Source organism: Hymenobacter nitidus (genome assembly GCF_020447315.1).
GTDB lineage: Bacteria > Bacteroidota > Bacteroidia > Cytophagales > Hymenobacteraceae > Hymenobacter > Hymenobacter nitidus.
On the sequence record NZ_JAJADQ010000009.1, the window covers coordinates 90,659 to 107,474 of the forward strand.

Genomic DNA, 16,816 nt, shown 5'->3' on the forward strand with positions numbered 1-16,816 from the left:
TTTGGACTATGTCCGTTTTTCAGACGTATCTGCAGTTGGGGTTTTTCCACATCTTCAACCTGCAGGCCTACGACCACCTGGTGTTTTTGCTGGCCCTGTGCGCGCCCTACGTAGCGGCTGAGTGGCGCCGCGTGGTGGCCCTGGTTACCAGCTTCACCCTGGGCCACTCCATCACGCTGGCGCTGGCCACACTGGGCTTTGTGCAGTATAACCCGCGGGTTATCGAAATTCTGATTCCGGTGACCATTCTGCTGACCTGCGCCCTGAACCTGCGCCGGGCCGGCCAGAATACGCGCCTCCAGCCGCTGCTGTGGGCCGTGCCCAACCTGCTGGCGGCCGTGTTTGGCCTGGTGCACGGGCTGGGCTTTTCGAGCTACCTGCGCCAGCTGCTGGGCCAGAGCAGCCGCCCGGTGCTGGAGCTGCTGGCCTTCAACGTGGGCGTGGAACTGGGTCAGCTGCTGATTGTGGCTCTGATTCTGCTGCTGGGCTACGTGGTGCTGCAAGCTGCCCGTGCCCCGCGCCGCGACTGGGTGCTGGTGGTTAGCGGCGCCGCAGCCGGTATTGCGGCGGTGCTACTGCTGCAAAATCTGACCGGCTGAGAAACTATGCCCGGCGCATGCAGCGTTTGGGGCCGCACCAGTGTCCTTGCTTTCTAAGTCGTGTGCGCGGTGGTGTACGGGGCTGTTTTTTTTGATTTTTCGCCTCTCTATTTCGTGTTTCTATGTTCAGAAACTTACTGCTGGCCGCGGGCCTGGCGACGCTGACGGCCGCGCCGCTGCTGGCCCAGACCACCAACTCCGGCACCGACAAATTTCAGCAGCTCGACCAGCTGCTGCCCACGCCCAATGCCTTCCGCACGGCTTCCGGGGCCCCCGGCGCCGACTACTGGCAGCAGCGCGCCGACTACAACATCCGCGTCACGCTGGACGACAATACGCAGTCTATCAAAGGCTCCGAGGACGTTACCTACACCAACCTCTCGCCCGACGTACTGACCTACCTCTGGGTGCAGCTCGACCAGAACATCCTCGACAAGAATTCCATTACCACCAGCACCCAGGTAGCCGAGGTGAAGGACAAGATGTCGTTTCAGGCCATGGACTACCTGATGCGCTCCGATTTCGACGGCGGCTTCAAGATTGAGTCGGTGACGCTGAAGGGCGGCAAGGCGCTGAAGCACACCATCAACCACACCATGATGCGCATCGACCTGCCTACGCCCCTGCGGCCCAAGCAGTCAGTGACGTTCAGCATGGCCTGGCACTACAACATCAACGACCAGCTCAAATTCAGCCAGCGGAGCGGCTACGAGTATTTCCCCGAGGACAAAAACTACCTCTACGAAATAGCCCAGTTCTACCCCCGCATGGCCGTGTATAACGACGTACGCGGCTGGCAGCACAAGCAGTTTCTGGGCAGCGGCGAGTTTACCCTGCCCTTCGGCGACTACCGCGTGAGCATCACCGCTCCCGCCGACCACGTGGTGGGTGCCACGGGCGTGCTCCAGAACCCCGACCAGGTGCTGAGCGCCACCCAGCGCAAGCGCCTGGCCCAGGCCCGGGGAGCCAAGAAGCCGGTACTGATTGTAACCCAAATGGAAGCCGAGCGGGCCGAGCAGAAGCGCGCGTCGGGCACCAAAACCTGGACCTACGCCGCCAAAAACGTGCGCGACTTTGCCTGGGCCTCGTCCCGCAAGTTTATCTGGGACGCCATGGAAATCGAGCAGGCCGGCAACCCGGTGCTTTGCATGAGCTACTACCCCAAGGAAGGCAACCCGCTGTGGGGCAAGTACTCGACGGAAGTAGTGGCCCACACCATCAAAACCTACTCCAAGCACACCATCGACTACGAATATCCCGTGGCCATTTCGGTGCACGGCCCGGTGGGCGGCATGGAATACCCGATGATCTGCTTTAATGGCGGCCGCCCCGAGAAGGACGGCACGTACTCGGCTGAGCGGAAATACGGAATGATTTCGGTGATTATTCACGAAGTAGGCCACAACTTCTTCCCCATGATCATCAACTCCGACGAGCGGCAGTGGTCGTGGATGGACGAGGGCCTGAACACGTTCGTGCAGTTTCTTACCGAGCAGGAATGGGAACGGGGCTACCCCTCGCGCCGCGGCGAGCCCAAGAACATCGTGGAGTATATGCGCACCGATAAGAGCCTGCAAACCCCGATTATGACCAACTCGGAGTCGGTGCTGCAGTTTGGGCCCAATGCCTACGCCAAGCCCGCTACCGGCCTGAATATTCTGCGCGAGACCATCATGGGCCGGGAGCTGTTCGACCACGCCTTCAAAACCTACGCCCAGCGCTGGGCCTACAAGCACCCCGAGCCGGCCGACTTCTTCCGCACGATGGAAGACGCCTCCGGCACCGACCTCGACTGGTTCTGGCGCGGCTGGTTCTACACCACCGACCATTCCGACCTGAGCCTGGAAGGCGTGAAGTGGTACACCGTGGACTCGAAAAACCCCGAAATCGAGAATGCCAAGTCCCGCGAAATGCTCAACAGCGCCCCCCAGACCCTGAGCCAGCAACGCAACCTGCAGGACATCAAAAAGACCGTAGTGGATGAGAAACCCGACCTGAAGGACTTCTACAACAACTACGACCCCACCGCCACCACCGACGCCGACCGGGCCCGCTACCAGAAGTACGTCAGCTCGCTCAAGCCCGAGCAGCAAGCCCGCCTCAACGCCGGTCTGCACTTCTACGAGCTGGACCTGCGCAACGTGGGCGGCCTCACGATGCCGGTTATTGTGCAGATGACCTTCGAGGACGGCAAGACGGAAGTGGTGAATATTCCGGCCGAAATCTGGCGCAAAAACAACGAGCACGTTACCAAGGTGCTCGTTACGCCCAAGCCCGTGGTGAGCTTTATCCTGGACCCATTCCTGGAAACGGCCGATACGGACCTGAGCAACAACAGCTTCCCCCGCAAGCTGGCTCCCTCGCGCTTCGAGCTGTATCAGCAGCAGCAGCAGGCCGCGCCCAACCCCATGCAGCAGCAAAGCACCACCCAGCAGGGTCAGCCCGCGGGCGGTGGCAGCAGCACGGGCGGCACCAACTAAGCGCCGCCTTCTTGCCAGCTTCTTTCAACAGCCGGGCCCACATGGTCCGGCTGTTTTTTTGTGTCTTACTTCTTGTGACGTTTTGGTTTGTGACGTTTTGACTCGTCACAAATCAAAACGTCACAACATACGCGTGGGCTTGGCCCGGCGTGCAACCATTCTTACCCCGGCCAGCTCTTAATACAACAAATCATCATTTTATCCGCACTTACTACCATTCCCATGCGACACTTCTCCTCTGTTCTGCCTGCCTTTACCCTCCTGACGCTGCTGGCCCTGAGCGCCTGCAACGTAGAAGGCTGCATTGACGAAGAGGCCCCGGCCCCGGCTCCGGCCTGTTATCAGGGCACAATCGTGGGCAACGCCTGCATGGACGGCATCTTGATTGAGGTGAACAGCCCGGACGCTATTGGCAAACCGCTCAGCCCCTACGCCAACCTGGTAGCGGCCGTAAATACGCAGCAGAACAACGACGAGCTAATTCTTGCCGGTCAGAAAGTCAAGATGGGGCAGGTTATCTATTTTAATTACACTCCCAGCGACAAAGCCCGTGAGGCATTCTGCCCCCAGAATACGGTGCCGCTGCCCATCCCGCACCTGGTGCTGAGCAACGTGGGCACCACCGGCTGCGCCGCTTACAAGATGCAGTAAGCACGGGCGCAGGTGGCTTAGCAAGCCCGTCACTTGGTCTGCTTGCGGTAAGCTCACATGACTTGCCAGGAACATTCCCAAAGCCTGAAGCATCCGCTTCGGGCTTTTTCCTTTATGTTTCCAGCCGCTTCACTTCCTCTGGCTCCCTCTGCTATGCGCCGCCTGCATCTTGCCATTTTCTGCTTGACTGCTTTAAGCACGGGCTGCGGTCAGGAACGAACGACTCCCGCAGCAGTGGTTGTATCTCCGGCAGCGGAGCCGGCTCCCGAAGCCGCCACTGCTGTAGAGCAATTAATGTTTTTGCGCTGGCCCAGCTGGCTCTACCTAACCGGCAAATCGGCCTGCTAACCCGTGTACCGGGCGTACATGTCTCCAGCCGAATCATTCTTTTTATCTTGAATCAGACGTCGGGCCTGGTTACGGACCAATGTGAGGTAGCGGAAACTTTTGGCGACGCGGGCGACACTTACGTGCGCACCTCTACGCTGAGTTGGGGCCCGCACCAGCGTTTGTTCGTCCACGTTGATCAAAGCAACTGCTCTGCTGTCGATGAAAAGATGAACGACTTTGTCTGCGCCGATTCTACGCTGCTCTACCAGCTGCGCGACGACGGCCGATTTGCGGCGCTAAGCCGCAAGCCCAAAGCCAAACTATTTCCCTTAATTGGTCTGAGCCATGCACGCTACCCTTGTTCCCTTCCAGGTCACCGACTGGACCCACATACCGGCTACCGAGCACCCCGGCGAAACGGGCGTAGCCTACTGGCGCACCCTGCAGCTGGGTAGCCTGCGGGTGCGCATGGTCGAGTACTCGGCGGGGTACAAAGCCGACCACTGGTGTGAGAAAGGCCATTTGCTGTTCGTAACCGAAGGAGAGCTGCTGACCGAGCTGGCCGACGGGCAAACGTTCCGCATGACTGTCGGCATGTCGTACGAAGTATCCGACACGTTAAGCTCCCACCGTTCTTCCACTGCGCACGGGGCCAAGCTCATCATCGTGGATGGGGGGTTTCTGGCCGTTTGACCCCGCCTGGACGGGCTGCCAAGTGAGCGGTCCGCAAAACTATTCGCATCTTTCTTCCTCCTCAATTCACCTAATCTGACTTGCTATGGGACTTCTCGACGGCCTGCTGGGCAATGCTTCCGAAAACGACGCGCAGGAACTCCAGCAGGAGCTCACGCAAATTCTGGCTACCGGGGAGCGGATTGAAAAGGCCTACGCCATCATCCGCGACCAGATCATCTTCACCAACAAGCGCCTGATGATGGTCGATAAGCAGGGCGTAACGGGCAAGAAGCGGGAAATCCTGAGCGTGCCCTACCGTAGCATCGAGCGGTTTTCGATGGAAACCACCGGCCACTTCGACCTCGACGCCGAGCTAAAAATCTGGATTCGGGGCCAGGCCGAGCCCATCAGCAAAACCTTCCGCGACGACCGCAGCATCCACGACATCTGCCGCGCCCTGGCCGAGTATGCCTTGTAAGTGGTGAGATGGTGAGTTTTGTGTATCGGCTGGCAGTTATGACTGTCATCCTTCACTGTCATCCTGAGCTTGCGAAGGACCTTCCTCACCTGTCCCACTGCAGCTTATAACAACGGAAAAAGCCCTTTCCCGCACGAGCAGGAAAGGGCTTTTCAGTGAAGAGAGCTTTCTACATCTCAGAGGACGAATGGCTTCGTGCCTCCCAAGGAAACATTTGGCATATTTAGCACATCAGCGCATTAAGAATTAGCACATTAACCACTACGCCGCGGGCGTTTGAATGGCGGGCGGGGTGGGGTTGTACTGCGGGGTGCTGGTGGCGTGCTCGGCCTTCTTCTTGCCCTGGTCGTCTTTCACGTCGCGGCGGCTAAAGGGGCGGATGATGAGGCGCAGGGCCTGGTCGGAGCTGAAGTAGCTGAAGGCCCAGTCGACGAAGGCTACTACTTTATTGCGGAAGCCCACCAGCGTCATCAGGTGCACAAACAGCCAGGTAAACCAGCCGAAGATGCCGCTGAAATGCACGTCGTTGGGCAAATCCACTACCGCCTTATTGCGGCTCACGATGGCCATTACGCCCTTGTTCTTATACACGAATGGCACCGGCGCCTGGCCTTTGATGAGGCGCTGCAGGTTGTCGCCCAATAGCTCGGCTTGCTGCTGGGCCACGGGCGCCAGCATGGGCAGGCCGCGGGGCATTTCCTCGGTCACCATGTTGGCCACGTCGCCAATGGCAAACACGTTGGGCAGGCCTTCCACCTGGTTCCACTGGTTCACGTTGATGCGCTTGTTGCGGGCCACCAGCTCGGCTGGAATACCGGGCACGGCCGCGCCATTTACCCCAGCAGCCCAAATCAGGTTTTCGGTCGGGATAAAGTCGGTTTCGGAGTAGTAGGCCCGGCAGTTTTCGTAGCCCTTAATGTGAGTGTTGAGCCGCACTTCCACGCCCAGTTCCTGCATGTAGCGCATCGCATCCTGCTGCGACTTCACCGACATGGGGCCCAGCAGCTCCGCTCCGGCTTCCACCAGGATGATTTTCATCTTGCCCAGGTCCAGCTCGGGGTAGTCCTTGGGCAGCACGTGCTTGCGCATCTCGGCCAGTGAGCCACTGATTTCCACGCCCGTGGGGCCGCCTCCCACCACCACAATGTTCATCAAAGCCTGCTTTTCCTCGGGGTTTTCGGTGAGCAGGGCCTTTTCGAAGTTCTGGAAGATAAAGCTGCGCAGGTTCAGGGCATTCGGAATGCTCTTGATCTGCATGGCGTTTTTCTCCAGGCTCTCGATACCGAAAAAGTTGGTGAGGGAGCCCGTGGCCAGCACCAGGTAGTCGTAGTGAATATCACCCACGCTGGTGTGCACCGTATTGCTGGCCGTGTCCACGCGCTGCACGTCGGCCATGCGGTAGAAAAAGTTTTTCTGGCCGGCGAAAATCTTGCGAATCGGGTAGGCAATGCTGTCGGCCTCCAGGGCGCCGGTGGCTACCTGGTAGAGCAGCGGCTGGAAGTTGTGGTAGTTGTTGCGGTCAATAACCACGACCTGCACCGGCGCGTCGCGCAGGGATTTGGCCAGGCGCAGGCCCCCAAAACCACACCCCACGATAACCACGCGGGGCTGAGTTGAAACCGGAAGATTCGTATCCATAGGAGATTTGCTGAAAGGAACGAGCCAAGGTAACCGCTTTTATATAGCGCCCAAGGCATCTTTGGCCTTTACCCCAAAACCGGCTTTCTGGTTACCGTTCAGCTACCCCTTCTATTCTGCACAAACCGCTTAAAAACCAGAAAGTCCGCGTTTCGGCGGGCCTTCTGGTTTGCTAGAGCAAATCGATTAATAATCGACGCCTTCTTTCTTCTTGAACTCGCCCTGCTTGATCTGGTTAATCAGCTGCAGCCAGCTGAAGGGGTTCAGCAGCGGGTTGTTGGTTTGGGGTGTGGGCGCGGTGCCCATGCGGCGGGCCTGGTCGTATTCCTGGTTCTGCATGGTCTGGCGGTAGTTGCCCATGCTGGTTACCGGCGCGTTGTTGAAAATGCGGCGCAGCACCTGCTCGTTCAGGTTATCAGCCATGGCCGAGCCCCGCTCCTTGGGCAGCTTCAGGGCCAGGAAAGCGCGCTTGAACTCCTTTTCGGTGGCGTAGGGAAAGATGCGTACCTCGGGCAGAATCGTGGCGTCTTCCTTGAGCTGCACAATGACGGAGTAACTCTGGCGCTGATAGTCGGGCGGAATAACCACCGTTTGGTTGCGGTAGCCCAGGGAGCGAATCACGATACTGTCGCCGCTGAGTACCGGCAGGGAGAAGTAGCCGTAGGCATTGGTGGCCGTGCCGCGGCCGGCTTTAGGCACAAACACCGTGGCGCCGGGCACGCCCAGCAGCGAGTCGCCGGTGGCAATGATGCCGGTGAACTGCACCACGCGGCGCTGCCCCTGGGCCTGGGCCCGCGAGGGGCGCAGCCCCACCAGGGCCAGAACGACCAGCACCAGGACTAGCCACGAGAAAGGAATTCGAACACTACCAGTCATACAAGGCATTACAGACTACAATAATACGGCTCTTTGAGGGTGGAAGCCCGGGTTGGTGTAAATTTGTTACCAGTCCGGGCCGGGGGCCTGCTTCGCCTTTCAGACAAAAGATGCGCCTAAAACACTTCAGCGTTGCATTTGGTCAACAACTATTCAAAGCTTTTGGCGACGACTCGCGCGTGCGCATCCTGCATTTGCTGTGGCGCAACCAGGAAATGTGCATTTCCGACCTAGAACAGGTGCTCGACTTCACCCAAACCAAAACCTCGCGCCAGTTACTATATCTGAAAAATGCGGGGCTGGTGAGTTTTCGGCGCCTCGACAACTGGGCGTTCTACTTTCTAAAGGACGAAGCCACCGACTTGGTTCAGCAGCTGCTGGCCTTCATGGAGAAAGACCCCCAGCTGGTGCGCGACCAGCAGATTTACCAGACGCTATGGTCGAACCGGGAGCTAGCCGCGTACAAGCTCCAAAACCGCCGCTGGCTGGGCATGCCCTAACCCTGCCCGCCAGTGGCCCTTTCCCTAGCAGCTGCCCTATGAATCTGGCGTATCACTTGTTTGTGTGCAACAACCAAAAAGACGAAATCGGCAAGGACGTGGCCCGCGCCCTGAAGATTGAAATCAAGAAGCAGGGGCTGAAAAGCCTGCTCATCGGCGGCACCAAGCGCAAAACCCGGGTGCAGACCTGCAACTGCCTGGATGTGTGCAAGCACTGCAAGAAAGGCCCCGGCGCGGCCGTCATTATCTACCCCGAAGGCACGCTCTACGGCGACGTGAAGCCCAAGGACGCGGCCGACATCGTGCAGAATCATTTGGTCGACGGCCGGGTTGTCAAACGACTGCTGCTCGACTAGGATGTATTACCTCGCCGGCCATTACCTGGTCATTCCCAAGCGTGAGCGGGGAGTTGTCAATAGCCATGCCTTCGTCAACCGAACATGGTCGGTCAGCACTTACATCAGCCACGTGTATCCCAGCATCTGGGGTTTCAAATGGGACTATAGCAAACGGGACGTCCCCAAATCATTTACTCCCACGCCGACGGAGTTGGCCAGCCTGCACACCTGGATTGAAGCCGAGTTCGAGCAGGGCAACTACGGTTGGCCGGGCTTTTTTCTCAGTCAGGAAAAGGCCTGTGAATTCAAAAACCGATTCTTAACGACATTGCCGGAAGTAAAGCTGCTGGGCATATTTCTTCACGAAGAGCATCATGCTGCCGCTTTAGCGCAGCTTCAACCCAATGATGGTACCGAGTGGACCGATCTGCGCGTCTTACTAGGTCAGCGGGTACCGGAACCCAGTACGGGGGAGGAAATTGGCTTTGATTTGTTAGGACTACTGGACTTTGGTGGGTACGAGCCATTCTCATACTACATCCTGGAGGCCGAATACCAGCATACTTTTGGCATCAAGCTAAATGCGTACGGCTTATTCACCACTGCCGCAGATTGCCAGCGGGTAGCTGCCCACACTGATGCTATTGCCGGCGAACCGGCTGTTTGGCTGCCTTTTAAGGTCAAGCGGTTCGCCTGTCACTCCTGAGCTTTTCCCTGAATATGAAATCCTACCGCCACCTCTTCTTCGACCTCGACCATACGCTCTGGGACTTCGAGAAGAATGCCGACGAAACCCTGCGCACCCTGTTTGTGCAGCACGAGCTAGGCCGCTTCGGCACCTTCACCGTCGACGAGTTCATCGACCGGTACCGCGACGTAAATCACGCCCTGTGGCGCATGTACCAGAACAATAAGATTAGTCAGCAGCAGCTGCGCAGCATCCGGTTTGTGCGCACCCTGGCCAAGCTCGGGGTAGATGAGGCCGATGTGCCCTTCAACATCTCCCAGCAGTTCACCGACCTGCTGCCCCAGAAGTCGGCCGTGTTTCCCTTCACCCACGAGGTGCTCGACTACCTGCAGGCCAAGCAATACACCTTGCACCTGATTACCAACGGCTTCAGGGACATTCAGCACATCAAGCTTACGTCCTCGAACCTGACGGATTACTTCCAGGAAGTCATTACCTCCGAGTGCAGCGGTTACCTCAAGCCCGACGCGCGCATGTTCCGCCACGCCCTGGAGCGCACCGGTGCCACCGCCGCCGAAAGCCTGATGATAGGCGACAACCTGGAGTGCGACGTACTGGGGGCCTACAATGCCGGCATCGACCAGGTGTATTTCAACCCCGACAAGCGGCGCCACTTTGCCAGCATTACCTACGAAATCAGCTGCCTGAGCGAGTTGCGCGAGATTCTGTAGGCAGGCAAGCAGCCAGTTGCGGCCTGGCGCCCACGCCCGGCCCGGCGGGCCCTATCAGAGCAGGAACTGGTCCCAGCGCAGTTCCTCTTCGCTGATGGCGGAAAGAACCACCAGCGCTACCCCAACGAGGCCTTGCTGCACGTCGGCTTCGCGGTGCCGATAAAAGTCGTTTTGCAGCTCGTGGCCCAGCCAGCTGCGCATCTGGGCCAGCCAGAAGGCGTAGCCTTTGTGGTACGCCGCATGCCCACTGATCTGGTAGAGCTTGCGGTACAGGTACGCTACGCCCGCCGCCCCCGAGCCAAACCGGGAGTTGGTAACGGCCGTGGCGCGCACATCCGTGCGCAGCAAGGTATTGAGGCCCACCAGCTCGGCCAACTGCAGCAACTCAGGGTCCTGCAGCAGCTCGTTGCCCCGGTAGAGCAGCAGGGCCTGGGCCATGTCGCCACGGCTCCAGCTGAGCTCATTATCAAAAGTAGCTTCCTGCTGCGAACCAGCTACCTGTCCGGGAAAAATAGAGAATTTCTGCTCTGAGAAGTCGACTTCCCGCTTGGTCGAAAGAATATAGAGTATTCCCTGGCGCACAAGCTCCTTGATGCCGGCCAGCCGCGCGTCCGCCTGGTAGAGCTGCATCAGGAGCAGCAGCTCCCCGGCCAGACCATCGGCCAAACCCAGTTGGGTGGTTTGCTCTGACGAACCGGCGTCAGCTTCGGTATGCAGAAAAGGAAACCAGAAGGCACTTTGTGGCTGCCCGACCAAGGCCGCCAACAAGTCGGTTATCTGCTCCCGGTAAGCCGAAACCAGCTGACCAGGGCGGCGCAGGTAGAAATAGCGCACGATGCGCAGGAACTTCGGGCGTCCCTCGGCCTGCGCCAATCGGTGCAGCTGGCGGGCTTCCGTCAGCAGCTCAGCGTCGAGCGGGGCCAGGGCCTCGGCGGTGCTGGCCGGTGCCTGGGGCGCTTGCTCCAGTTCGGCGTGCAGCCAGGCCAGGGCCACTGCCTGATCGAGCAGCAGCCGTGACCACACCGAGCGGGCCGTATCGGTCAGCCGCTGCAGTAGCTGCTGCTGCAGCTCACGGCTCCGGACTAGGTCTGGCTCCCGGCCGAAGGTTTTGTACACATTATAGTAGTAGATGGCGTAGCCCAGCAAATCGGCTACGGTGCCGGCCTCGATGCTTTTGGAGACAATAACGTGGTGAATATTGCTCCAGCTGGCGACAAGGCTGTCCTTATCCTTATAGAATGATGATAGATAAGGCTGCACCATTGTACTGTTCCGAAAGGAGCACAACAGTCAAGCTTGGCTTTACTACTTCACTCCGAAATAAAGGTATTGTTACGCGTTGTTATCTGCTCACGAAACAGTCCTTGCGCCGGCGCACAAGGACTGTTTTCGTCACCCTGCCCCAGCCACCAGCCATTTGCTGTGTTTGGGTTCAGCAGTACGGAATGAGCAATCCTAGTACCCCATGAAGGAAGTATCGATGTGAGTTGCCACCGTTTTCACCGTCCAGCAATCTATAGAGGAGGTATCATCACCATTGGCAAACTGGACCTGGCCAGCAACTTGCTTATTGAACACAGTGATGGTGGTCTTTTTAAAATTGAATTTGGCGGTGGTGTCGATATTTTTCATACGCGGATTAGAAATTATGTGGTTGATTATGAATTGGTTGAAGCGATGTGCTTAAGAGTGAAACAAACCTACGAATAGGGTTTCAAAACAAATAGAATATTACACCAATCCACGATTTATATACACCAACCCTGAATTTTCGCGGTACCTTCCGGCCCTGTCTCAGTAGCTGTTTCCTTAAGCACCGACTAACTTAACACCTGACAGCTAATAACGAAGTCGTATGTCCTTTCGTCTTGCCGGCGCCAAGTCCATTGTAACTCACCTGCTCATTTGGCTGGGCTACATTTTGTATGAGACTGCCTTTGTTTTTATCATGAGTGATTCTGATATAAGCAACTCAGGCATAAACGTCATCGAAACCGGAATACTGTTTCTCTTCTTTGCGTTTCTGTTCTATGTCAACAGCTTAGTGCTATTGCCGCGCTATTTTGCCAAGCGGGCCTATCTGGAGTATATACTTCTGCTGCTGCTGCTTTTTACCGTTTACGCCCTGCTACGTTACTGCACCATTGTATATATCCTGCCGTGGAGTACGGGAGCTATGGTCAACCCTTACACTACTCAACCGCATTTTTGGGCCATTGCTCTCTACCGGGGTATCTATTTCATCCTACTCAGCTTTGGCTACTGGTTTTCGCGGAACGCTATTCAGCTCGAAAAGCAGAAGCGCGCCCAGGAGCAGGAGCTGCGCACGGCCGAGCGCAGCCTGATGGAAGCCAACCTAGCTTTCCTGAAAAGCCAGATCAACCCGCACTTTCTCTTCAATGCCCTAAACTTCCTCTACGCCCAGGCCTACCCGCATTCGGAAAGCACGGCCAAGGGCATCCTGCTGCTGTCAGATATTATGCGCTACGCCCTCAAGGACGATGACAACAATGGCAAGGTGATGCTGGAAAAAGAGATTCAGCATATACATAACTATATCGCAATAAACCAGTTAAGATTCAGTAATAAGCTGCAGATTCAGTTCCAGATCATCGGCAACCTCCAGTTCCTGATGATTCTGCCGCTGGTGCTTATCACCTTCGTGGAAAACTGTTTTAAGCACGGCGAGCTGCACGATCCGGAAAATCCCTTGGTCATTCAGATCCGGACGGAAAACAACCGCCTGTTTTTTCAGACGCGCAACAAGAAGCGGAACGGCCCCAAGGAGAAGACCACCGGAATCGGACTTGTAAATACTCAGAAAAGATTGGACCTTGTTTACCCCGACCGCTACACGCTGGTCGTAACCAACGAGCCCGATTACTACACCTGCCAACTCACCCTAGACCTCTAACCTGATGATTTCCTGCCTGATAGTAGATGACGAACAAGGTGCCATTGACATCCTGAAGACGTTCATCGACAAGACTCCCTTCCTGACGCTGGCGGGCAGCACCAGCAATCCGCTGGAAGCCTTGGGTATGGTGCAGGCACAACCCATCGACCTGATCTTTCTGGACATTCACATGCCCCAGATTTCCGGCCTCGACTTCATGCGGCTGCTCGACGGTAAAAGCCGGGTAATCCTGACGACGGCCTACAGCGAGTTTGCCGTGGATGGCTTCGAGCTGAACGCCCTCGACTACCTTCTGAAGCCCATATCGTTCGAGCGGTTTCTGAAAGCGGCCCAAAAAGCGCTGAATACCTCGATGGATACTACGGCCCGCTGGCAGCCCGCCGAAAAGGAGGACGACTACATCTTCGTCAAGACCGAAAGCAAGGGCAAGATGACTAAGGTCAACTTCGACGAAATCGTGTTTGTGGAGGGTATGAAGAACTACGTCTCTATCTACACTGGCGAAGACCGCATCATTACGCTGCTCAACATGAAGGACCTGGAAGACCGGCTGCCGCCCAAAAATTTCATGCGGGTTCACAAGTCCTACCTCGTATCCCTGAACAAAATCAAGGCCCTCGACGGCAACCAGATTCTGTTCAAGGATATGAAGGCCTACGTGCCGTTGGGCGAAACTTACCGCACGGCCTTTTTCGAGGCCCTGCAGGAAAAAGTAATGGGCGGCCGCAAGTAGCGCCCTACCCCACTTTCTGCATGGCCTGCTGCGACTGGTACTGCCGGTGCAGGAAGTCGTAGAGCACCATTTCGTGCAGGCGGGCATCCACCGGAATCAGCCGGTTGACCAGCATATGGATGTAGCTGCCCAGCAGGCTGCTCTTGTCAACATCCAGCTGGCCCTGCCGCTCTACTGCTTTGATTTGCTGGGCAATACGGCGAACCCGCTGATTTTCCTGCCCCGTCAAGTCGCCCCCGTGCAGGGTGCGCTGAATGGTCGAGCGGAAGCTGCGGTATTTGGCATCAAGCTGCAATTTCAGGTTCTTATCCATACCGAACTCCTGGGCGAAGCTTTCCTTGAGCTGCTGCAGCAGGGCCAGCTTCTGGGGCAGGGTGCAGTCGAAGGCTTCGAGCAGGGCATCTATCTGCCGGAGCCCCCAGATCCAGGCCGTAGCGCTGTCGTCGTCGCCGGTTTCGTGCATCATGGCCAATACGGCCCGGCTATCCTCGAAAAACCAGGATTCAGACAGCTCCATCGTGTGCTGCCCGTAGCGCTCCAGCTCGCGCCGGTACGTGTCGATCTGGGTTTTCCAGATGTAGCCATTATTGGTATAGGGCTGCACGAAGGTGTTGACCAGGTACACAATTTCACCGATGTGCTTCACGTCGGGCAGGTGCAGGCGCAGGCGGATGTGGTTGTCGGGGTCGCTGTAGCGGATGAAAAACCACTTATCAATCAGCTCCTGCCCGAGCAGCTCCTCGGTCAGGGGCCGGATAACTTCAGTCAGAACCCGGTCGGCCACTTTCTGCCCGCAGTAGAATTTGTAGTAGAGCCACTCCGAACCCAGCGAGAATTCACGCACGATACCGGGCTGGGCGCCCACGTCCGTTTTGCCCAGGCTGGTATAGCAGGGGGCCGTGCGCACGAGCAGGGCCACCAGCTGGTGGGCAAAAACGTGCCCGTCGGCATCACGCACGGGGTTGGTGTGGGTAGCCAGCAGGAACTCGCGGAGCTTGATGGTCGACCGGCGCCGGATGGCATCCAGCCATACCTGCACCGTCGTGGCGTTTTCGGCGTCTACCAGCAGCTCATTGTCGCCGTCGGCCAGGGTGAAGAGGCGCGGCACTTGCCAGCGGCGCCGAAACTCCTCGAAGCGCGTAGCAACGTCGGCAGCGGAGGCGGCCAGCAGCTCTTTCAGCTCGGCTTTGTCGAACTGCCAGGAAGCGGCCTGCAGCACCACGTTCTGAAACGTGAGGCGGGGCAAAAACCGGGCGTAGAGCGAAACCGAGGTCCAGGAAAAGCCCAGATTCGGCTGCAGGCCCTGGGTTTGCAAGTCGCACAGAAACTCGTAGACCGGCAGCGCGTGGTTGCTGTAGTTGTGGGCAGTGCTCAGGCGGGGCACGATAATCTGGTTGGTGAGGCTGGAGCGCAGCACCAGCTGGCGGCCCTGCATCGACAGCACCAGATCCTGCAGCCGAATCTGGCCCTCGACTGGCGCGCCCGACTGGGCCAGGTACGGTATTTCCATCTCCCGGAAAGCGGGCCGCAGTAGGATGTTGCCCACGCGGCTGACCGGCAGGTGGCAGATTTCGGCAAACTTCACGGCCGGGTTCTGCTGCTGCTCCTGGGTGGTTACCTGCCGAATTACCCGCTCAATATCGGCATCGGCGTGGGCAAACCGCCCCAGCAGGTTGACGGCGCTGGAGCCGCCGATGCCTTCGAGCAGAATCTGGCCCTCATCCAGCATACGGAACAGGATGGACAGGGAAGGCGGCAGCGGGTTGGTGAAGGGCACGAAATGGCGCACCTCGTCTTTGGTAATACTCACGCTGTACTGGCCATTGCGGTCCGCCTCACGCAGCTTGTGGTACATAAAAAGCTGCACCTCGTTTTGCCGCAGGGCCCGGCCCGAACCGCCTTGGGCGGCCAGGGCCAGGTCGTGTACGAGCGGCGAATAGCTGCTCTTGCCAAAATCGGAGTAGCGCAGCCCGCTTTCGTTGTCCAGGGCTTCGAGCAGGGGCACGGCCTGCCCCTCGTAGCGAGCCTGAAACCGGTCTTTGAAGCTCTCCAGGCGCTCATTGCGGTGGGGCGTGGTAAGGTAGCGCAGCACGTCCATGGCTTGTAGCAACTGCTCCTGCACGTCCCGGCCCAGGGTAGAAGTGCCCTCGACCCCGCGGATAGAGTCCGTCTGAAACAGCTTATTTTTCTGGATCGGAATACCCAGCGGCTCCAGTACCCGCACAATATCCTGGTAGGCCTGGGCGGGATTCACCAGGTTGCGGTCCAGCGTATCCAGCTGCGTAGCTACCTGCCGCAGCACGTGTTGCAGAACCTGAATGGAGGGCTCCGGCGCGGTGTCATTCATGCGCCCGAGCACGGCCTGAATATGGTGGTAAAACTCGGGGCCCGTAACGGTCGGCTCTAGCTCACTGATGAGCACCTGGGCCCGAATCAGCTCGTCGACGTACGCCAGAGCTTCGCTCAATTCGTCTTCCCCGGCCAGCAAACCCGCTATTTCCAGGCGGGTGAGGCCACTGCGGCTGGCCTCAATGACGTGCTGCATGTAGGGCGAGGCCGCCGCCGAGCTGATCTGGTGCACGCGCTCCTCGTTCTGGTAGTGGTACTCGATGTAGCGGATTTCCTCCCCAATCTGGTACAGGCTGGTATTGGGAAAATAGCGGATCCGCTGTTTGACGGCCTCTATTTCCGAGAGCTGATAGGCCAGCGCGCACAGGTAGTGCATATCCAGGCGGGTGTGGCGGGTATTGTCGGCCGGCGCCAGGGTAATGCGGCTTTCCTCGCCCCAGCTCACCACCGAGCAGCCGGCAAACAGACCAAAGGGCGTGCAGCGGCTCGTCATGCGGGCGTAGTAGCGCGCCAGAGTGCCTTGCAGCTTCTCTATTTTCTTGGGGTCGGTCAGTTCGCCGCTCTGCCATTTCTGACACTCCTGGCACAGATCCGGGGAAGCCAGGTACAGGGCCTCCATAAACGATTCGTCGGTCAGGCGTCTACGCAGCGTCGCCGAATCGAACCCACTGTCGAAGGGCTTGGCAGGCGTACGCAGAATCAGGGTGGGGTGGAATTGGTAGAGGTGTTTCATCGTAGCGAGTGGGGCTCAATGAAGAGTAGAAAAGATGTAAGTAGCAGGCTTTTGAGAAAAGCATGGATTTTGGCAGCAACAAATTGCGTAAAACATAGCT

Annotated in this window: 16 protein-coding genes; 11 read left to right on the plus strand and 5 right to left on the minus strand. The window is 57.9% G+C overall.

All coding sequences use genetic code 11. The features are described from left to right. Positions 1 to 8: 8 nt before the first annotated feature. The 5 genes from LGH70_RS16965 to LGH70_RS16985 all read left to right on the plus strand — a co-directional run bounded on the left by LGH70_RS16965 (position 9) and on the right by LGH70_RS16985 (position 5,213). Positions 9 to 599 (plus strand): HupE/UreJ family protein, encoded by a 591-nt coding sequence (locus tag LGH70_RS16965; RefSeq protein ID WP_226187994.1) that lies wholly within the window; start codon positions 9 to 11, stop codon positions 597 to 599. Positions 600 to 721: 122 nt separating this feature from the next. Further along, a complete protein-coding gene (locus LGH70_RS16970; RefSeq protein WP_226187997.1) occupies positions 722 to 3,079 on the plus strand; it encodes a M1 family metallopeptidase in 2,358 nt (785 codons plus the stop codon). A gap of 222 nt (positions 3,080 to 3,301) precedes the next feature. Then, the gene (locus tag LGH70_RS16975) at positions 3,302 to 3,730 is read left to right on the plus strand and encodes a hypothetical protein (protein ID WP_226187999.1); all 429 of its coding nucleotides are present in this window, start codon (positions 3,302 to 3,304) and stop codon (positions 3,728 to 3,730) included. A gap of 675 nt (positions 3,731 to 4,405) precedes the next feature. Further along, complete coding sequence (locus LGH70_RS16980; protein ID WP_226188002.1) at positions 4,406 to 4,753, plus strand: DHCW motif cupin fold protein; 348 nt, start codon at positions 4,406 to 4,408, stop codon at positions 4,751 to 4,753. An 85-nt stretch (positions 4,754 to 4,838) separates the two neighbouring features. After that, complete coding sequence (locus LGH70_RS16985) at positions 4,839 to 5,213, plus strand: PH domain-containing protein (RefSeq protein WP_226188005.1); 375 nt, start codon at positions 4,839 to 4,841, stop codon at positions 5,211 to 5,213. 261 nt (positions 5,214 to 5,474) lie between these two features. On the opposite strand, the gene LGH70_RS16990 is transcribed toward LGH70_RS16985, so the two are convergent. Both LGH70_RS16990 and LGH70_RS16995 read right to left on the minus strand, forming a co-directional pair. Next, positions 5,475 to 6,851 carry an NAD(P)/FAD-dependent oxidoreductase gene (locus LGH70_RS16990; protein WP_226188008.1) on the minus strand — a complete coding sequence of 459 codons (1,377 nt, stop codon included), beginning with the start codon at positions 6,849 to 6,851 and terminating at the stop codon, positions 5,475 to 5,477. A gap of 186 nt (positions 6,852 to 7,037) precedes the next feature. Further along, positions 7,038 to 7,727: a carboxypeptidase-like regulatory domain-containing protein gene (locus LGH70_RS16995; protein WP_226188011.1), complete on the minus strand. Its 690-nt coding sequence runs from the start codon at positions 7,725 to 7,727 to the stop codon at positions 7,038 to 7,040. 110 nt (positions 7,728 to 7,837) lie between these two features. Between LGH70_RS16995 and LGH70_RS17000 the strand changes: the two genes are divergently transcribed. From LGH70_RS17000 to LGH70_RS17015, 4 genes are read left to right on the plus strand one after another with little or no spacing between them, the layout of a single operon-like run. After that, the gene (locus LGH70_RS17000) at positions 7,838 to 8,227 is read left to right on the plus strand and encodes an ArsR/SmtB family transcription factor (RefSeq protein ID WP_226188013.1); all 390 of its coding nucleotides are present in this window, start codon (positions 7,838 to 7,840) and stop codon (positions 8,225 to 8,227) included. A gap of 38 nt (positions 8,228 to 8,265) precedes the next feature. Beyond that, entirely contained in the window at positions 8,266 to 8,583 is a 318-nt protein-coding gene (locus LGH70_RS17005; protein WP_226188015.1) for a (2Fe-2S) ferredoxin domain-containing protein, read from the plus strand. Between the two features lies 1 nt (position 8,584). Beyond that, on the plus strand, positions 8,585 to 9,271 hold the full coding sequence (locus LGH70_RS17010) for a hypothetical protein (protein WP_226188017.1): 687 nt from the start codon (positions 8,585 to 8,587) through the stop codon (positions 9,269 to 9,271). Between the two features lie 14 nt (positions 9,272 to 9,285). Beyond that, positions 9,286 to 9,984 carry a YjjG family noncanonical pyrimidine nucleotidase gene (locus tag LGH70_RS17015; RefSeq protein ID WP_226188019.1) on the plus strand — a complete coding sequence of 233 codons (699 nt, stop codon included), beginning with the start codon at positions 9,286 to 9,288 and terminating at the stop codon, positions 9,982 to 9,984. Between the two features lie 54 nt (positions 9,985 to 10,038). On the opposite strand, the gene LGH70_RS17020 is transcribed toward LGH70_RS17015, so the two are convergent. Both LGH70_RS17020 and LGH70_RS17025 read right to left on the minus strand, forming a co-directional pair. Beyond that, positions 10,039 to 11,247, minus strand: coding sequence for a lanthionine synthetase LanC family protein (locus LGH70_RS17020; RefSeq protein ID WP_226188021.1), 1,209 nt, complete (start codon positions 11,245 to 11,247; stop codon positions 10,039 to 10,041). Between the two features lie 192 nt (positions 11,248 to 11,439). Continuing rightward, positions 11,440 to 11,616, minus strand: coding sequence for a hypothetical protein (locus tag LGH70_RS17025; RefSeq protein WP_226188023.1), 177 nt, complete (start codon positions 11,614 to 11,616; stop codon positions 11,440 to 11,442). Positions 11,617 to 11,839: 223 nt separating this feature from the next. On the opposite strand from LGH70_RS17025, the gene LGH70_RS17030 reads away from it, so the two are divergent. Further along, the gene (locus LGH70_RS17030) at positions 11,840 to 12,898 is read left to right on the plus strand and encodes a sensor histidine kinase (RefSeq protein ID WP_226188026.1); all 1,059 of its coding nucleotides are present in this window, start codon (positions 11,840 to 11,842) and stop codon (positions 12,896 to 12,898) included. Positions 12,899 to 12,902: 4 nt separating this feature from the next. After that, positions 12,903 to 13,634 (plus strand): LytR/AlgR family response regulator transcription factor, encoded by a 732-nt coding sequence (locus LGH70_RS17035; RefSeq protein ID WP_226188029.1) that lies wholly within the window; start codon positions 12,903 to 12,905, stop codon positions 13,632 to 13,634. Between the two features lie 4 nt (positions 13,635 to 13,638). On the opposite strand, the gene LGH70_RS17040 is transcribed toward LGH70_RS17035, so the two are convergent. Continuing rightward, positions 13,639 to 16,716, minus strand: a complete 3,078-nt coding sequence (locus LGH70_RS17040) for a lantibiotic dehydratase (RefSeq protein WP_226188031.1) — start codon at positions 16,714 to 16,716, stop codon at positions 13,639 to 13,641. Between the last annotated feature and the right edge of the window lie 100 nt (positions 16,717 to 16,816).

Bases quoted from the DNA above. Each gene is read 5' to 3' on its own strand.
- LGH70_RS16965 (WP_226187994.1), top strand. From the start codon at position 9: ATGTCCGTTTTTCAGACGTATCTGCAGTTGGGGTTTTTCCACATCTTC.
- LGH70_RS16970 (WP_226187997.1), top strand. From the start codon at position 722: ATGTTCAGAAACTTACTGCTGGCCGCGGGCCTGGCGACGCTGACGGCC.
- LGH70_RS16975 (WP_226187999.1), top strand. From the start codon at position 3,302: ATGCGACACTTCTCCTCTGTTCTGCCTGCCTTTACCCTCCTGACGCTG.
- LGH70_RS16980 (WP_226188002.1), top strand. From the start codon at position 4,406: ATGCACGCTACCCTTGTTCCCTTCCAGGTCACCGACTGGACCCACATA.
- LGH70_RS16985 (WP_226188005.1), top strand. From the start codon at position 4,839: ATGGGACTTCTCGACGGCCTGCTGGGCAATGCTTCCGAAAACGACGCG.
- LGH70_RS16990 (WP_226188008.1), bottom strand. From the start codon at position 6,851: ATGGATACGAATCTTCCGGTTTCAACTCAGCCCCGCGTGGTTATCGTG.
- LGH70_RS16995 (WP_226188011.1), bottom strand. From the start codon at position 7,727: ATGACTGGTAGTGTTCGAATTCCTTTCTCGTGGCTAGTCCTGGTGCTG.
- LGH70_RS17000 (WP_226188013.1), top strand. From the start codon at position 7,838: ATGCGCCTAAAACACTTCAGCGTTGCATTTGGTCAACAACTATTCAAA.
- LGH70_RS17005 (WP_226188015.1), top strand. From the start codon at position 8,266: ATGAATCTGGCGTATCACTTGTTTGTGTGCAACAACCAAAAAGACGAA.
- LGH70_RS17010 (WP_226188017.1), top strand. From the start codon at position 8,585: ATGTATTACCTCGCCGGCCATTACCTGGTCATTCCCAAGCGTGAGCGG.
- LGH70_RS17015 (WP_226188019.1), top strand. From the start codon at position 9,286: ATGAAATCCTACCGCCACCTCTTCTTCGACCTCGACCATACGCTCTGG.
- LGH70_RS17020 (WP_226188021.1), bottom strand. From the start codon at position 11,247: ATGGTGCAGCCTTATCTATCATCATTCTATAAGGATAAGGACAGCCTT.
- LGH70_RS17025 (WP_226188023.1), bottom strand. From the start codon at position 11,616: ATGAAAAATATCGACACCACCGCCAAATTCAATTTTAAAAAGACCACC.
- LGH70_RS17030 (WP_226188026.1), top strand. From the start codon at position 11,840: ATGTCCTTTCGTCTTGCCGGCGCCAAGTCCATTGTAACTCACCTGCTC.
- LGH70_RS17035 (WP_226188029.1), top strand. From the start codon at position 12,903: ATGATTTCCTGCCTGATAGTAGATGACGAACAAGGTGCCATTGACATC.
- LGH70_RS17040 (WP_226188031.1), bottom strand. From the start codon at position 16,716: ATGAAACACCTCTACCAATTCCACCCCACCCTGATTCTGCGTACGCCT.